Origin of the sequence: Kluyvera huaxiensis, assembly GCF_040149365.1 — a bacterium.
Taxonomy (GTDB): Bacteria; Pseudomonadota; Gammaproteobacteria; order Enterobacterales; family Enterobacteriaceae; genus Kluyvera; species Kluyvera intermedia_A.
The window spans coordinates 148,992-166,039 of sequence record NZ_JBEFLV010000011.1 but is presented as its reverse complement, the minus strand read 5'-3'; the positions used below and the strand labels follow the sequence as shown (position 1 = coordinate 166,039).

The 17,048-nt window shown below is 55.0% G+C and carries 14 protein-coding genes; 3 read left to right on the top strand and 11 right to left on the bottom strand.

Annotated features, from left to right (window positions below):
- Positions 1-210: 210 nt before the first annotated feature.
- From amtB to ABOC97_RS13490, 5 genes are all read right to left on the bottom strand, one after another.
- A complete protein-coding gene (gene amtB, locus ABOC97_RS13510) occupies positions 211-1,497 on the bottom strand; it encodes an ammonium transporter AmtB (RefSeq protein ID WP_234506982.1) in 1,287 nt (428 codons plus the stop codon).
- Positions 1,498-1,530: 33 nt separating this feature from the next.
- Complete coding sequence (gene glnK / locus ABOC97_RS13505; RefSeq protein WP_004858743.1) at positions 1,531-1,869, bottom strand: P-II family nitrogen regulator; 339 nt, start codon at positions 1,867-1,869, stop codon at positions 1,531-1,533.
- Between the two features lie 208 nt (positions 1,870-2,077).
- Positions 2,078-3,856 (bottom strand): SmdB family multidrug efflux ABC transporter permease/ATP-binding protein, encoded by a 1,779-nt coding sequence (locus ABOC97_RS13500; protein WP_349598430.1) that lies wholly within the window; start codon positions 3,854-3,856, stop codon positions 2,078-2,080.
- A complete protein-coding gene (locus ABOC97_RS13495) occupies positions 3,849-5,624 on the bottom strand; it encodes a SmdA family multidrug ABC transporter permease/ATP-binding protein (RefSeq protein ID WP_349598427.1) in 1,776 nt (591 codons plus the stop codon). Before ABOC97_RS13495 ends, ABOC97_RS13500 begins: the two co-directional genes overlap by 8 nt.
- 25 nt (positions 5,625-5,649) lie before the next feature.
- Positions 5,650-6,108, bottom strand: a complete 459-nt coding sequence (locus ABOC97_RS13490; RefSeq protein ID WP_052283849.1) for an Lrp/AsnC family transcriptional regulator — start codon at positions 6,106-6,108, stop codon at positions 5,650-5,652.
- Between the two features lie 115 nt (positions 6,109-6,223).
- Between ABOC97_RS13490 and ABOC97_RS13485 the strand changes: the two genes are divergently transcribed.
- Complete coding sequence (locus ABOC97_RS13485; RefSeq protein ID WP_349598423.1) at positions 6,224-7,273, top strand: PLP-dependent cysteine synthase family protein; 1,050 nt, start codon at positions 6,224-6,226, stop codon at positions 7,271-7,273.
- 44 nt (positions 7,274-7,317) lie between these two features.
- On the opposite strand, the gene cof is transcribed toward ABOC97_RS13485, so the two are convergent.
- Positions 7,318-8,136, bottom strand: a complete 819-nt coding sequence (gene cof / locus ABOC97_RS13480) for an HMP-PP phosphatase (RefSeq protein WP_349598420.1) — start codon at positions 8,134-8,136, stop codon at positions 7,318-7,320.
- 99 nt (positions 8,137-8,235) lie between these two features.
- Here cof and ABOC97_RS13475 point away from each other — a divergent pair, with 99 nt between their 5' ends.
- Positions 8,236-9,936 (top strand): SgrR family transcriptional regulator, encoded by a 1,701-nt coding sequence (locus ABOC97_RS13475; RefSeq protein ID WP_349598417.1) that lies wholly within the window; start codon positions 8,236-8,238, stop codon positions 9,934-9,936.
- Between the two features lie 67 nt (positions 9,937-10,003).
- Entirely contained in the window at positions 10,004-10,699 is a 696-nt protein-coding gene (gene queC / locus ABOC97_RS13470) for a 7-cyano-7-deazaguanine synthase QueC (protein ID WP_349598414.1), read from the top strand.
- A gap of 104 nt (positions 10,700-10,803) precedes the next feature.
- Here the strand turns inward: queC and ABOC97_RS13465 are convergent, their stop codons facing one another.
- The 5 genes from ABOC97_RS13465 to lon form a co-directional block, all read right to left on the bottom strand.
- Positions 10,804-11,202, bottom strand: a complete 399-nt coding sequence (locus ABOC97_RS13465; protein ID WP_061282103.1) for a YbgC/FadM family acyl-CoA thioesterase — start codon at positions 11,200-11,202, stop codon at positions 10,804-10,806.
- A gap of 235 nt (positions 11,203-11,437) precedes the next feature.
- A complete protein-coding gene (locus tag ABOC97_RS13460) occupies positions 11,438-11,815 on the bottom strand; it encodes a helix-hairpin-helix domain-containing protein (protein WP_349598411.1) in 378 nt (125 codons plus the stop codon).
- A 148-nt stretch (positions 11,816-11,963) separates the two neighbouring features.
- A complete protein-coding gene (gene ppiD, locus ABOC97_RS13455; protein ID WP_349598408.1) occupies positions 11,964-13,838 on the bottom strand; it encodes a peptidylprolyl isomerase in 1,875 nt (624 codons plus the stop codon).
- Between the two features lie 212 nt (positions 13,839-14,050).
- On the bottom strand, positions 14,051-14,323 hold the full coding sequence (gene hupB / locus ABOC97_RS13450; protein ID WP_234506910.1) for a nucleoid-associated protein HU-beta: 273 nt from the start codon (positions 14,321-14,323) through the stop codon (positions 14,051-14,053).
- A gap of 209 nt (positions 14,324-14,532) precedes the next feature.
- Positions 14,533-16,887 (bottom strand): endopeptidase La, encoded by a 2,355-nt coding sequence (gene lon / locus ABOC97_RS13445; protein WP_234506912.1) that lies wholly within the window; start codon positions 16,885-16,887, stop codon positions 14,533-14,535.
- Between the last annotated feature and the right edge of the window lie 161 nt (positions 16,888-17,048).

Genomic DNA, 17,048 nt, shown 5'->3' with positions numbered 1-17,048 from the left:
AGAAGTGGCATAAGAAAACGGCTCCCTGTTATGGAAGCCGTTATAGTGCCGCAGATTAAGGATCGGTCAACCGATCCTTAACTGATCGACATTGCTCCCAATGGGAGGCTTTTTTGGCTTTGGAGATAACTTCCGGTCTTTCAGGCGAGGCGCAAACTTCGCGGTTGAAAAACCCAGGGTCGGCGTCACCGCCTTCCCCGGTTACGGATATCAAGCGTTGTAGGCGTTTTCGCCGTGGCTGTTGACGTCCAGACCTTCACGTTCCTGATCTTCTGGAACACGCAGACCGACGGTCAAATCTGCCACTTTGTAGCCGATGAAGGCCACGACGCCAGACCAGACAATGGTGATGCCGATGCTTTCCAGCTGTACCAGAACCTGATGGCCCATGGTCACGCCTTCTGCGTAGCCCACGCCGCCAAGCGCCGTTGAAGCGAAGATGCCGGTCAGGATACAGCCGATGATGCCGCACACGCCGTGTACACCGAACACATCGCAAGGGTCATCGACGCGCAGCAGACGTTTCAGTGAAGTCACGCCCCACAGCCCCGCCAAACCGACAACAACACCCAGAATCAGCGCACCGCCCACTCCGATATAACCACAGGCTGGGGTGATCCCCACCAGACCAGCAATCGCACCTGAACACGCACCCAGCAGAGATGGTTTGCCGCGCAGCGCCCACTCGCCGAACACCCAGCCGAGAATTGCGGCTGCGGTAGCAACCACGGTATTGACGAAGGCCAGACCGGCGATTTCGTTCGCGGCGCTAGCGGAACCGGCGTTGAAGCCGAACCAACCGAAATAGAGGATCGCGGTACCGATAAACACCATCGGCAGGTTATGCGGTTTGAATGCTTCTTTGCCAAAGCCCACGCGTTTACCAATCAGGTACGCACCGACCAGGCCAGCAACCGCGGCGTTGATGTGTACAACCGTACCACCAGCGAAGTCGAGCGCGCCGTGGCTGGCCAGCAGACCACCGCCCCATACCATGTGTGCAATTGGCACGTAGGAGAGCGTCAGCCAAATGACCACGAAGATCAACACCGCAGAGAAGCGGATACGCTCCGCCAGCGCACCGACAATCAGCCCCACGGTAATACAGGCGAAGGAACCCTGGAACGCCACGTGGATGTACTGATAGAAGGAGCCCATCAGGTCAGTAATCTTAATATTTTTCAGCATGATCCAGTCGAAGCTGCCGAAGAAGCTGCCGCCTGTACCAAACGCCAGCGAGTAGCCATAAACCACCCACAGTACGCACACCAGTGCGAAAGTCACCGCGACCTGCGTCAGCATGGAGAGCACGTTTTTGCCACGAATCAGGCCGCCGTAGAACAATGCAATGCCCGGAATGGTCATAAACAGCACCAGCGCGGTACACAGCATCATAAAGGCGTTATCGGCCTTATCCACGACCGCAGGAGCGGCCATCGCCAGACCCGGCAACAGCGCCAGTGCGCTCAACCCCGTTTTTACCATTGTTTTTTTCATCATCTCGATCCCTATCACTGTGCTGGCTGGGAATTACAGCGCCGCTTCGTCGGCTTCGCCGGTACGAATACGGATAACGCGCTGCAGTTCGGCGACAAAAATCTTACCGTCGCCAATTTTTCCGGTGTAAGCGGCTTTGCTGATCACATCGACGACTTCATCGAGCTGATCGTCGGCGATAGCCACATCAATTTTTACTTTCGGTAGGAAGTTGACGCTGTATTCCGCGCCGCGGTACAGCTCAGCATGACCCTTCTGACGACCGAAGCCTTTCACTTCTGTCACCGTTAAGCCCTGAATGCCAATTGAAGACAGCGCTTCGCGAACGTCTTCAAGTTTGAATGGTTTGATTACCACGGTAACCAGCTTCATAGATCCCCTCCAGTCAGAATTCGGTAATGGCTGCGAACACGAATTAGGTAAAGCAAGGGGCGTGCCAAAAATCAAAATCACCATGCGAGGCGGTAAAATCAGGGATAAAGGCGGCGTTGTGGCGGGATAAAAAAGAAAAACGCACCATGCGGGTGCATGATGCGTGTCACAAATGCATTCTGTTAGAAAAATGCCTGTCGCTGGTGCATCAGGCGGTCAATGCATCGTCCTGAGCGCTGGCGGCTAATTCCTCACCGGCCAGCTGTAGCTGATACATTTGCCAGTATCGCCCTTTTGCTTCAAGCAGTTGCTGATGAGACCCCTGCTCGACCGCCTGACCGCGATGAAGCACCATAATGGTATCCGCATCAACAATCGTCGACAGACGGTGGGCAATCACCACCAGCGTAATGTGCTGGCGAACGGCAGCCAGCGCCTGCTGAATGGCGCGTTCGGTGCCGGAGTCGATATTGGCGGTTGCCTCGTCCAGGATCAGCACCTGCGGGGTATCCACCAACACGCGAGCCAGCGCCAACAGCTGCTTTTGCCCGACGGAGAGGTTATTCCCCTGCTCGCCCAGATGGGTGTAAAGGCTGTCGCTCATGCCGCGTACCATTTCCGCCAGCTGCACCGTTTCCAGTACCTGCCAAACCTGCTCCTCACTAATCTCACGCCCCAGCGTCACGTTGGCGAAAAAGGAGTCAGCCAGCACCACCGGATCCTGTTGCACCACCGCGATGCCCTCACGTAGCACCTGGTGGCTAAGGCTTGGCAACGGACGACCGCCGAGGCGAATCTCGCCCGAGTTTGGCGGGTAGTAGCCCATCAGAAGGCTGGCAAGGGTACTTTTCCCGCTGCCGGTATGGCCGACCAGCGCCACAAAACTGCGCGCCGGGATCGACAGCGAGATGTTTTGCAGCACCATTTTGTCATCGCGGTAGGCAAACGACACATTGTCGATATCAATATCGCCGCTCGCCAGCGGGGCAATATCCTGCCCGTACTGCTGGCGTGGACGGTCCATCAGCTCAAACACGCGCTCCCCAGCGACCACCGCCTGTTGCAGCATCGACTGCTGAGTGGTCAGTTCGATCAGTGGCTCATTAAGGCGGCCAAGATAGCTAATAAATGCGTACAACACGCCGACCTCAATTGAGCCGCTCGCGCTAAAGCCAAACAGCATCAACAGACCACACAGCACCAGCGAGGAGAACAGACTGAGCAGCGGACGCAGCAAAAAGCCATCCAGCCGCAGCGTCTGCATACGCGCAAGATAGTGCGAACGGCTCACTTCACCAATCCGCTCGCCGAAGCGCACCTGCTGACGGAATTGCTGGATAACGCTCATACCGTTGATGACTTCGTTAAAACCGTCGTTGATATCCGCCAGATAAGCGCGAACGCGGCGCACAATCGGCGTGCTGTAACGCTGATAGATAATCATCACCGTCATCACCGCCGGGAAGATAGCCAGCGCCACCAGCGCCATCCGCCAATCGAGGCTGAACATCGCCACCAGCATCGCGCCGATAAGCGCGGCACTACGCAGCACCGTCGCCACTACCGTGACGTACAGGTCGCGAATCACTTCGGTATCGTTGGTCACGCGGGATATCAGCTGCCCCACCGGTTGGGTATCGAATTCGCTCAGCGGCTGACGCAGCGCGGCATCCATCACATCGATGCGCAGCTGCTGTACCACGCCGACCGCCGCCCGGTTAAACAGCAGAGACTGGCTGTAGTGCAGCCCTGCCGCCAGAAGCTGTAAGCCGACATAGGCGGCCGCAAGGCCGATGACTTTGCCCCACGGCAGCAGGTCTTTTGCCACCATATTGTCGATAAAATAGCTTATCAGCAGCGGACCGCTGACTTCTGCCGCCGCAGCAATCCACAGCATCAAAACCGCAATCGACAGCGGTTTTCGCCACGGCGAGCCGTAGGCCAGCAGGCGTTTTAAGGTTGGCCACAGTTGCCCAAAACTACGCATTGGCCACCTCCGTTTTATCTTCTTCCGGCGCGTCGTTCAGCGCCGCTTCTAGCTGTTGGTAGCGATACATATCGCTATACCAACCCGACTGCGCCGCTAGCTGTTCGTGCTGACCGCGCTGGGCGATGTGCCCGTGCTGCATCACAATAATTTCACTGGCGTCAAGCAGCGCCGACAGGCGGTGGGCGCTGATGATAAGCGTCCGCCCTTCACCCCACTGCCGCAGGTTGTGCAGAATTTGGTGTTCGGTACGGCCATCAACCGCCGATAACGCATCGTCGAGAATCAAGATTTCCGCATCCAGCAACAGCGCGCGCGCAATCGAAATACGCTGCTTTTGCCCGCCGGAGAGCATCACGCCGCGCTCGCCGACTTCAGTCTCGTAACCCTGCGGCAGGCGCAGGATATCGTCATGAACGCAGGCCAGCCGCGCCGCTTGTTCAATTTCGTCCTGGGTGGCGCTCGGGCAGCCCAACGCTATATTACTGGCGACCGTGTCAGAAAACAGGAATGGCGTCTGGCTCACTACCGCCAGACGGCTACGCCAGGCGTCTAGCTGTAGCTGGCGCAGCGGGATGTTGTGGAAGCGAATATCACCTTCATCGACGTCAAAATGACGCTGAATCAGCGACAGAATGGTCGATTTTCCCGAACCGGTTGGCCCACAGATACCAAGCATATTGCCCGGTTTTAGGGTGACGTCGACGTCGGTCAACATCGGTTTTTCCGTTTTTGGGTAGCTAAAGTGACGAATAGCCAACTCAAGCGTGCCACGCCCTTCAGGTACTGTCTGGGTGCCATCATTAACCACCGGCGCTTCCGCCAGCAGCGTGCGGATACGGCTATAGGCAGCGCTGCCGCGCTCAACGATGTTAAACATCCACGCCAGCGCCAGCATTGGCCAAATCATCAGCCCCAAATACATCATAAAGCTGGTTAACTGGCCGAGGGTTAACTCATCCTGCATCACCATCCAGCTTCCGCCGGCAATTGCCAGCAGGTTCGCCATCGCAACCGCGATGTAGATAGTCGGGTCGAAGCGGGCGTCAATGCGCGCCACACGCATGTTTTTAATCCCGGTATCCGCCGCATCGGCGGCAAACTGCGCGGACTGGCGGTCTTCAAGGCCAAACGCCTTGATCATGCGAATACTGGTCAGGCTCTCCTGAGTACGGTCGTTGAGGCTGGAGAATGCCGCCTGCGCCAGCTTGAAGCGTTCGTGCAGCAGATTGCCGTAACGATGAATGACCAGCGCCATAATTGGCATCGGCACCAGCGCCAGCAACGTAAGCTGCCAGCTGATCTGAGTGGACATCACAATCAGCACCGCGCAGCCCATCACCAGCGAGTCCACCAGCGTCAGCACCCCTTCACCGGCGGCAAACACCACGCGATCGACATCGTTTGTCGCGCGTGCCATCAGGTCGCCGGTACGGTGGCGCAGATAGAATTCGGGATGCTGGCGGCTGAGCTGGCGGTAGAAATCCTCACGCAGTTCAACGGCGAGCTGATAGGAGGCACCAAACAGCAACACGCGCCAGACATAGCGCAGCAGGTAAACCACGATGGCAATCAGAACCATGGTGCCAAGCCACATCAGCAGCGTTGCGGCCGAGAAGTGGTGCTGCGTGACGCCATCGACCACAATGCCGACCACCTTCGGTGGGATAAGCTGCAGGATGGCAATGATAATGAGCAGGGAAACTGCGCCGAGATAGCGACGCCATTCCCGACGGAAGTACCAGCTTAATTGAGCAAATAATCGCACGCGGTAAAATTCCAGAGATAAAGTGTTATCCGATGGGGAGAGCGGTGGTGGATTTAATCTGTTCCATCGCAAAGCTCGAAGTGACGTCCGACAGTCCAGGGACGCGGTTCACCAGGCTTTTATAAAAATCATCGTAGCGTTTCATGTCAGCCACCTGAACGCGCATCAGGTAGTCATATTCCCCAGCCATGCGCCAGAAACCGAGGACCTCAGGCATTTTCGTCACTTCGCTGACAAACAGGCTGTACCACTCGCTGCTGTGGTGCTGGGTCTTAATCAGCACGAAGGCCGTGAGCCCGAGCCCCAGCTTTTCCGCATCCAGCAGCGCGACGCGCCCAATCAAAACGCCATCGTCTTCCAGCCGCTTGAGCCGTTTCCAGCACGGTGTGGTGGTCAGATTAACGGCATCGGCGAGTGCCTGCAAAGAGAGCGTGCAGTCATTCTGCAGAAGCGAGAGCAGCTTTCGGTCAATTTTATCTAACATAAGGGTCACCGGGAGAAAATATTTCTCTCTTCATTCTATTTTAAAGGCCAGATGGCAACAATTTTTTCTGTGCTTTTCGCTATGCTGGGCACAAAATGACAAACGGATAAACACGATGAATAGCACCTGGGTCAAAAACGCCATTAGCGAAATTAACGCCGATTATCAACGCAGCGCCGATACGCATTTGATTCGTCTGGCGCTACCGGCTTTTCCCGGCATTCAGCTGTATCTCAAAGATGAAAGCACCCACCCGACCGGCAGCCTGAAGCACCGTCTGGCGCGTTCGCTGTTCCTGTACGGCCTGTGCAACGGCTGGATTAAAGAAGGCACCACCATTATTGAATCCTCATCCGGTTCAACGGCGGTTTCCGAAGCCTATTTCGCCCGCCTGCTGGGGCTGCCATTCATCGCCGTTATGCCTTCATGCACAGCGAAACGCAAAATCGAACAGATTGAGTTTTACGGCGGCCGCTGCCATTTCGTGGAGAGCGCCTGTGAAATTTATGCTGCGTCGGAAAAACTGGCCCGTGAGCTGGACGGCCACTATATGGATCAGTTCACCTACGCCGAGCGCGCCACCGACTGGCGCGGTAACAACAACATCGCCGACAGTATCTTCCGCCAGATGTCCCATGAGCCAAATCCGGTTCCGGCCTGGGTGGTGATGAGCGCAGGTACCGGCGGCACCTCAGCCACCATTGGCCGCTATATCCGCTGCCAGGGCTACGAGACGCAATTGATGGTAGTCGATCCGGAAAACTCGGTGTTCATGGATTACTGGCAGCACCGCGACGCCAGCCTGCGCGGCACCGTCGGCAGTAAAATTGAAGGTATCGGTCGCCCACGCGTCGAACCGTCGTTCATTCCTGACGTGGTGGATAGCATGATGCGCGTGCCGGATGCGGCAAGCGTTGCTACCGCTCAGTGGCTGGAGACCCAGTTAGGCCGTAAGGTCGGCGCATCCACCGGCACCAACATGTGGGGCGCACTGCAGCTCGCCGCGCAAATGCGCGAGGAAGGTAAAACCGGAGCGATTGTGACGCTGCTGTGCGACAGCGGCGAGCGCTATCTCGATACCTATTACAATCCGCAGTGGGTAGCGACAAACATTGGCGACGTAATGCCGTGGCACCAGCAGATTCAGCAGCTTATCGGGCAATAAAAAAAGCCAGGCATCATCTGAGCCTGGCTTGCTGGAAATTTTCTCTATTCGGGGGAATAAGGAAGATTCGGTGTATCCAGCCAATGCATTAAATAGTGGGAAACCGCCTGATTGTTGCAGTTTCCGATAACCGGTAGATGGGGCAATGCCGCTTTAAGTTGCCCCATCGCGTTACCCATAATCACGCCGCGACCCACCAGCCCCAGCATTTCACGGTCGTTCATCGCATCACCAAAGGCCATGCATTCATCCATTCCAACGCCGATATGGCTGCTCAGCACCGTCAGCGCTGCGCCTTTGTTGCTTTCCGGCGGCAGTACTTCAAGACAGTCAACTGCCGAAAAACAGATGTTGGCACGCTTATCCAATGCCTCCACCAGCTGAATTCGCAGGCGGCAGAGATCATCGTGATCGCCGCAGAAACAGACCTTGGTCACCTGATGCGCCGGGATCCGTCGCAGATCGCGCAGCTGGTAGCGAAAACCGCTGTAGACATGCGCCTGCAACATTTCGGGGATCTCACGCCCGGTAAACCAACCGTTATCATTGAATACGTGAACGCTGGCCTGGGTATCCCAGTGGCTGTGCAGCACCTGTTCGGCAACATCGGGGGAAAGATCGCTGCGGTGCATGACTTCGCCCTGCTGCGAATGCAGACGCGTGCCGTTGCCGGTAATGAGATAGGCATTCAGCGACAGCGATTCAATCAGCGGACGCATCTCCAGGACGTGACGCCCGGTGGCAAAAGTCAGCGTGATATCGCGTTCGCGCAGCCGTTTAAGCGCCGCGATGGTTCTCTCACCCAAACGATGGTTAGGCATCAAAAGGGTGCCATCCATATCAAACGCTGCCAGTCTTGCCATTATTTATCCCGCCTGTGATCGCTCTCTCTTGCCACTCAGTATCCGCTGGGATATACGGAAGTAATACTGAATACTTCACATTTATTGTTCCGGGTTTCTATGCGTCTGTTAAATCGTTTAAATCAGTTTCAGCGTCTGTGGCAGCCGTCGCAGGGGGAAACGCAGCAGGTCACCATCGCCGAGCTGGCTGCCCTCTGTTTTTGTAGCGAACGGCATGTTCGTACGCTGCTGCGCCAGGCACAGGAAGCGGGTTGGCTCAGTTGGCAGGCACAGTCCGGGCGCGGTAAGCGCGGAAGCCTGGCGTTTCATACCACGCCGGAAGCGCTGCGCAACGAAATGATGGAAACCGCGCTGGAACGCGGACAGCAGCATAACGCGCTGGAGCTGGCGCAGATTGCGCCGGTAGAGCTGCGGGCGCTACTGCATCCGTTTCTCGGCGGTCAGTGGCAAAACAATACGCCAACGCTGCGTATTCCCTACTATCGCCCTCTCGAACCGTTGCAGCCGGGTTTTCTCGCCGGGCGCGCCGAACAGCACCTGGCCGGGCAAATTTACTCCGGCCTGACCCGTTTTAATCATGATGCCTCACAGCCACGCGGCGACCTGGCGCACCATTGGTCGGTCTCACCGGACGGCCTGTGCTGGCAATTTTATATTCGCTCCACGCTGCACTGGCACAACGGAGACGCGGTGGAGACCGATCAACTGCGTCGCCGCCTGCTGATGCTGCTGACGCTCCCTGAGCTGGCAAGGCTATTCTCCAGCGTCAAAGACATCAGCCAGACCCATCCCCAGTGTCTGACCTTTACCTTGCACCGCCCGGACTACTGGCTTGCGCACCGATTGGCGAGCTATTGCAGCGTGCTGGCGCATCCGGATGAGCCAGATCAGGGTACCGGCCCGTTCATGTACAAAATCTTCGAGCCGGAACTGGTACGCATTGAAAGCCATCATCGCTACCATCTTGCCCACCCGCTGCTGCAGGCAATTGAGTACTGGATCACGCCCCAGCTATTTGAGCAGGGTTTAGGCACCAGCTGCCAGCATCCGGTGCAAATCGCGATTGGTAAACCAGAAGAACTGGGGAAATTGCGTTTGGTGAGCCACAGTATCAGCCTGGGCTTTTGTTATCTGGCGCTTCGCCAGAGTCCACGGCTTAGCATGGCGCAGGCGCAGCGAGTGATGGCGCTTATCCACCGATCCGGGCTGCTGCAAAGCCTGCCGCTGGGCGAAAACCTGATTACCCCCAGCGAGGAGATGCTGCCGGGCTGGGCGATTCCACTGGCACAAGATGCCCCTGATGTTGCGTTGCCGTCCCGGCTTACGCTCATCTACCACCTTCCCGTCGAACTGCACACCATGGCCGAGCAGTTAAAAACCGCCTTAGCCGGGCTTGGCTGCGAACTGACGGTCATTTTTTACGATGCTAAAAGCTGGAACGGCTGCACGGACCTGCCGCAGGCCGATCTGTTTATGGGCGACCGACTGATTGGTGAGATGCCCGAGTACGCGCTCGAGCAGTGGTTACGCTGCGATGCCCTGTGGCCCGCGCTGTTTACCGATGAACAGTCGCGCCTGGTCCAGGAATCGCTGGATGAAGCCCAGGCACAGCCGGACGATTCGCTGCGTATTGCCGCGCTCAAACGCATTTTTACCCGTCTGATGCGCGAGGCCATTCTGACGCCGCTGTTTAACTATCAATATCAGGTCAGCGCACCGCCGGGGGTTAACGGCATTCGCCTGAATGCCCGCGGCTGGTTTGACTTCTCCGAAGCCTGGTTGCCGCCGGATACCCGGTGAAGAAGCTGGTCGCCGCGACGCGCAGGCGTTACCATAACGGCTTTGAGAACCACAGACAGGAAATGCCATGAAACGTGCCGTTGTCGTCTTTAGCGGTGGACAAGACTCCACTACATGCCTGGTGCAGGCGCTGCATCAATACGATGAAGTTCACTGCGTCACGTTTGATTATGGCCAGCGCCATCGCGCCGAAATTGATGTCGCCCGAGAACTGGCGATCTCTCTTGGCGCTCGTGCACACAAGGTGCTGGACGTTACCCTGCTAAACGAACTGGCGGTCAGCAGCCTGACCCGCGACAGCATCCCAGTGCCCGATTACGAACCCGATGCCGATGGCATTCCTAATACCTTCGTGCCAGGACGTAATATTCTGTTCCTGACGCTCGCGGCCATCTACGCCTATCAGGTGAAAGCCGAAGCGGTGATAACCGGCGTATGTGAAACCGACTTCTCCGGCTACCCGGACTGCCGCGATGAGTTCGTCAAAGCGCTAAACCATGCAGTAAGCTTGGGTATGGCAAAAGATATTCGCTTTGAAACTCCGCTGATGTGGCTGGATAAAGCGCAGACCTGGGCGCTGGCGGACTACTGGGATAAGCTGGAACTGGTGCGTGGCGAAACGCTGACCTGCTATAACGGCATCAAAGGTGACGGCTGTGGCCATTGTGCGGCCTGTAGCCTGCGAGCCAACGGTCTCAACCATTATCTGGCGGATAAACCCGGCGTGATGGCTGCCATGAAGCAGAAAACCGGGCTGAAATAAGTCTGAAGATGTTCCGGGCCGGCGTCAGCGCCGCGCCCGCAAGATATACCGCAAAGTTGTGCAACTGAAAGCCCGGGCGAATGTGGGTAGCCCGGGCCGACAAATCACTCTACCATCGCCTCCAGATGCTCACGTAACTCTCCTTCCAGCGCCAGCGCTTTCTGCGTCTTCAGGTCGATACAGACAAAGGTAATCAGCGCGTCAGCCACCACCTGCCCTTCAGGCTCCAGCGTCACCACCTGGCTTAATACGCCGCTTTTCCCGTTGAGTTGTTCCACCTTGCTGGTTACTGTCAGTAAATCGCCCAACACCGCGGGACGGCGATAGTTAATATTGATGTTCACCACCACGAAGGCGATATGGTTCGCACTCATCCACTGGAAACCCGCACTGCTCTCCAGCCCATCCCAGCGGGCCTCTTCGAGAAACTCCAGATAGCGAGCGTTGTTGACGTGTTGATAAACATCCAGGTGATAACCGCGAACTTTGATTTGTGTCTGCATAGCGCCATAGCCTTATTATTTTATACACGTTTTCCTTCAAGCTGCCTCTGCGTTGGCTTCGTTCGTTCACCCGAATCACTGACTTGAGTAAGCTCATCGGGATTCACTCTCTTGCCGCCTTGATGCAACTTGAATGATTTTGTGTAGATATTTTAAATAGAGTCAGAGGTCACACCACTGGTATGACCTCTTTAGTCTGGCAAATTTTCAGACGAGTGCAAACACCCTGGATAAATTAAAGCGTGATGTGGGTAAGGTTTCGCTCAACCAGTGAATTACCCATTCCAGGCACCTGCTTGAGATCGTCCAGCGTTTTGAACGGGCCATACTCTTCCCGATAGCTAACAATCGCCTGCGCTTTTTTAAGCCCAACCCCGTTCATTGCCTGCGCTAACGACTCTGCCGGTGCCGTGTTGATACTCACTCGGGTGCCTTCGTCATCGCTGGCTTTGCTGCTGGCCGATACCTTAGCCTGCTCACCCGATGCGTCGCCGGACTGAGTTTGCGTTATCTGAGTTTTGGCCGCAGCAGGTTGAGCCGCCAGAGTGCTAAAACTCATCCCTGCACAGGCCACGACAGCGGCCATAACACACACTTTGATTCCATATTTCATTTTGATTGCTCCTTGTTGGTTGATAGCAAGGGAACCATAACGGCAGATGAGGTAACGTTCAAAAGGCAGATTTTAAATGTGGAAAAGGCCGCGAAAGCGGCCTTTGAGATGTACATCGCATTACAAAATTATGCGAAGCGGATTCCGATTACTGCTGCTGGTCGATGATATCGCCGAGCTTAATCTTCGCCGATTTACGCAGGTTGTTCATCATCGCTTCGAAAGAAATCTGGGCGTTGTTCTGGGTAATCCCCTGCACCATCGCTTTCTTCTGCGCTTCCGGCATTTCGCCCGCTTTCACTTCGTCCAGCGCCAGCAGAACTACGTTGCCCTGCATATCGTTGCCGATACCGAAGCTCGGTTTGTCTTTCTGCGGCAGCGGCAGTGAAAACGCTGCCTGGCTCAGCGGATCCTGACCAGTACGGCTCAGAGTTTTGCTTGCGCTAAAGCTCAGACCTGCGGCTTTCATCGCCTCATCGCCTTTACCATCTTTCAACGCAACCAGCAGTTTTTCCGCATCCAGTTTAGCCTGCTGCTCTGCTTTACTGTGCTTCACGATATCGGTCACTTGCGCTTTGACTTCAGCCAGCGGTTTCACCGCTTCGGCTTTGTGCTCGCTCACGCGCAGGATGAAGGCACGATCGCCATCCACGGTAATGATGTCGGAGTTGCTGCCCGGCATACCGTTTTCGCCTACCAGACCGCCGTTAAAGATAGCGTCGGATACTGGTTTGAAGTTCAGTTCAGCAGGCAGATTGCTGTGATCGAACCAGCCGGTCTCTACAGCTTTCACGCCAGCCGCCTGCTCAGCGCCCGCCAGTGAGTCGTTGTCGTTGCTCGCCGCATCGCTAACTTTCTGCTGCAGCGCGTAATACGCGTCGAGAGATTTTTCCTGCTTCACTTTGTTGGCGATATCGTTACGCACTTCTGCCAGTGGTTTCACTTTTGCAGCCTGAACGTCATCCAGACGCGCAACCAGGAAACCGACAGAAGATTTAATCACGCCAGACAGCTGACCTTTTTCTTTCAGGCCCGCATTTTTCAGTTCATCAGGGGTTGTGGCATCTTCCAGCCAGCCCATGTCGCCGCCGTTACGCGCGGAGATAATGTCAGCCGATTTCTCTTTCGCCAGGGCAGCAAAGTCACCACCTTTGTTCAGCTCATCGAGAACCGCTTTGGCATCGGCTTCGGTTTTAGTCTGGATAACGCTGTAGCGATTACGCTGCGGCTGGGTGTACTGGTCCTGATGCTGATCGTAATAGGCTTGAATCTCTTCATCAGAGACGCTCTGCTCCATAGACGCAGCATCCAGCTTGATGTAGCTCACGCGGAACTGTTCCGGCGCGACGAACTGGCTTTTGTTCTGCTCGTAGTAGCTGCTGATTTCAGCGTCGCTAACCTGCTGTTTTGCCGCCAGCGCATTAACGTCGATAGTCGCTTCGCGCACCAGACGCTGCTGGGAGACCAATTCTGCCAGTTGATCGGTTTCACCCGGCAACATGAAGTCAGTACCAGCAACGGCGTTAATCAGCTGTTGAGTGGTAAGCTGGTTACGCAGGGCCGCCGCGTACTGGTCAGCGGTCATACCCATTTGATTCACCAGCGCGTTGTAGCGGGTGTTATTGAATTTTCCCTCAACCTGGAACGCAGGGGTGGCGAAAATGGCTTTACGCACCTGCTCATCGCTGATGCCAAGACCCAGGTCTTTCGCATACTGATCAAGCAGCGCTTCGTCGATAAGACGATTAAGCACCTGCTGACGCATGGTTTTGATGTAGTTTTCGTTGGCAGCCAGTTCAGAGAACTGATCGCCAAGCTGCTGCTGCATGCGGTTACGTTCGCTTGCAACGGCATTCTCAAACTGGCCGCGGCCGATTTCCTGGCCATTCACTTTCGCGGCAAAATTATTGTTACCGCCAATCAGGTAGCCACTCACGCCGGTCAAAATGAACGACACGATAATGATACCGAAAATTACTTTGAGCACGACGCTGTTAGCTGCCGTACGTAAATTGTCCATCATGGTGTAACAACACTCCGCTGTAGGTGACAAATACCTCGAGCAGCATAGCACGTGATGACTGCTGCGCGTGAGGCCGTATTTTGACAAGAAACCAGGGCGGTTGTCAGCAAACACCGCATATAAACTCTTAAAACGTCACATTAAGGCATAAAAAAAGGCACATCAGTCGATGCGCCCTTGTACTTTGCCACATTCCCGTAACGGGAAAGGGATCAGTTTACCGCGTCTTTCAGTGCTTTACCTGCACGGAATGCCGGTACTTTAGCCGCAGCGATAGTGATCTCTTTACCTGTCTGAGGGTTGCGGCCAGTACGGGCAGCACGATCTTTGACAGCAAAGGTACCGAAACCTACCAGTGCAACGTCATCCCCAGCTTGCAGAGATTCAGTAACAGAAGCAATTAAAGCATCTAACGCACGTCCAGCTGCAGCTTTGGAGATATCCGCACCAGCAGCAATTTTGTCAATCAGTTGAGATTTGTTCACTGTTCTCTTCCTCTCTTTATTATTTATATCGCACCGGAATCCTTCACGATGCAATCGCGGAGCAGTTATATCAGGACTACCATGCCCTTACAACACCCGTTGTCGACGACACACCTGCCAGCCGTCTAAATTAGCGATACAAAAAAAGGCTGGCAAGTCAGTTTATGCTTGCCAACCTTGTTTTTATTAACGCTCTTTGCGCGAGGTCACTATTTTGCGCTTACAATCTGCATTCCAGACGGTTCATTTTGCAGCGCCAGAGCCAGAACTTCCTCAATACGCTTCACCGGATGGATATCAAGATCGGCCAGAACGTTGTCCGGAATCTCTTCCAGATCGCGTTTGTTCTCGTCAGGAATCAGAACTGTCTTAATGCCGCCACGGTGTGCCGCCAACAGTTTTTCCTTCAGACCACCGATAGGCAGAACCAAGCCACGCAGGGTGATTTCACCGGTCATTGCCACGTCGGCGCGAACCGGGTTGCCGGTCAGACAGGAGACCAGAGCGGTACACATCGCAATACCGGCGCTTGGACCGTCTTTCGGCGTAGCCCCTTCCGGTACGTGAACGTGGATGTCGCGTTTTTCGTAAAAGTCCGGATTAATACCCAATTTTTCCGCACGCGCACGCACCACGGTCAGTGCAGCCTGAATGGATTCCTGCATGACTTCACCCAGAGAACCGGTATAAGTCAGTTTACCTTTACCCGGTACGCAGGCGGTTTCGATGGTCAGCAGATCGCCGCCCACTTCCGTCCACGCAAGGCCGGTCACTTGACCCACGCGGTTTTCTTCATCAGCGCGACCGTAGTCAAAGCGCTGAATACCGAGGTAATCGTGCAGGTTGTCGCCGTTAATATCGATGTGCTTGAGCTCTTTATCGAGCAGCAGCTGTTTCACCGCCTTACGACACAGTTTCGAGATTTCACGCTCCAGGCTACGTACGCCTGCTTCACGAGTGTAGTAGCGGATAATGCCGACAATCGCACTGTCATCTACCGTCAACTCGCCTTTTTTCAGGGCGTTACGCTCAATCTGCTTCGGCAGCAGGTGACGCTTGGCGATGTTCAGTTTTTCATCTTCGGTATAACCCGACAGACGAATCACTTCCATACGGTCCAATAACGGCGCTGGAATGTTCATGGAGTTCGAGGTCGCAACAAACATCACGTCGCTGAGATCGTAATCCACTTCCAGATAGTGATCGCTGAACGCCACGTTCTGTTCTGGATCAAGAACTTCCAGCAGAGCCGATGCCGGATCGCCGCGCATGTCCGAGGACATTTTGTCGATTTCATCCAACAGGAACAGCGGGTTTTTAACGCCCACTTTCGCCATTTTTTGAATCAGTTTACCCGGCATTGAGCCGATGTAAGTACGACGGTGACCGCGAATTTCTGCTTCGTCACGCACGCCGCCCAGCGCCATTCGGACATATTTACGTCCGGTCGCCTGAGCAATGGACTGCCCCAGAGAGGTTTTACCCACACCTGGAGGCCCTACCAGGCACAGAATCGGGCCTTTAAGCTTGTTCACACGGCTTTGGACCGCGAGATACTCAAGAATACGGTCTTTGACGCGCTCGAGGCCGTAATGGTCGGTATCAAGGATTTCCTGCGCCTGACGAAGGTCTTTTTTAACCTTGCTGCGCGTGTTCCATGGCACCTGAACCATCCAGTCGATATAACCGCGAACTACGGTAGCTTCTGCTGACATCGGCGACATCATTTTCAGCTTCTGCAGTTCGGCTTCGGTTTTCTCTTTTGCCTCTTTCGGCATTTTCGCCGCGTCGATCTTACGCTTCAGCGCTTCGTTCTCGTCGGGAACTTCGTCCATCTCGCCGAGTTCTTTCTGAATCGCCTTCATCTGCTCGTTCAGATAGTACTCACGCTGGGATTTCTCCATCTGCTTTTTCACGCGGTTGCGAATACGCTTCTCAACCTGCAGCAGATCGATTTCCGACTCCATCATCGCCATCAGATATTCCAGGCGCTCGTTGATGTCGGACATCTCAAGCACGGACTGTTTATCAGCCAGCTTCAGCGGCATATGCGCTGCGATGGTATCCGCCAGGCGTGCTGGATCGTCGATGCTGTTGAGCGACGTCAGCACTTCTGGTGGGATTTTCTTGTTCAGTTTGATATAGCCTTCAAACTGACCGATTGCCGTGCGCACCAGAACTTCCTGCTCGCGCTCTTCAATCGCCGGCGACTCCAGATACTCCGCTTTCGCCGAGAAGTGCTCACCGTTATCGGAAAGCGTGGAGATGCGCGCACGCTGCAACCCTTCAACCAGTACTTTTACCGTACCGTCGGGGAGTTTCAGCATTTGTAAAATAGAGGCCACGGTCCCGACGGTGAAAAGATCGTTTACACCCGGCTCATCCGTTGAAGCATCTTTCTGCGCGACCAGCATGATTTTTTTATCATGATCCATGGCCGCTTCCAGACAACGGATAGATTTTTCCCGCCCTACAAATAAGGGAATGACCATGTGCGGATAAACCACCACATCGCGCAGCGGCAATACGGGGATTTCAATGCGTTCAGAACGCTCAGGATTCATAGAGCTCTCTCTTAGTTTAGTGTCCGCCAGGTAAGCTGGTCATGCGACTGTGCTTCACACAACCATTAACATGTAACCAGTATATGGGGATGTATTCCACACATTCAACGCTATGAATCAGGAAAAATAAAAGGGGAGATAAAATCCCCCCTTTTTGATTA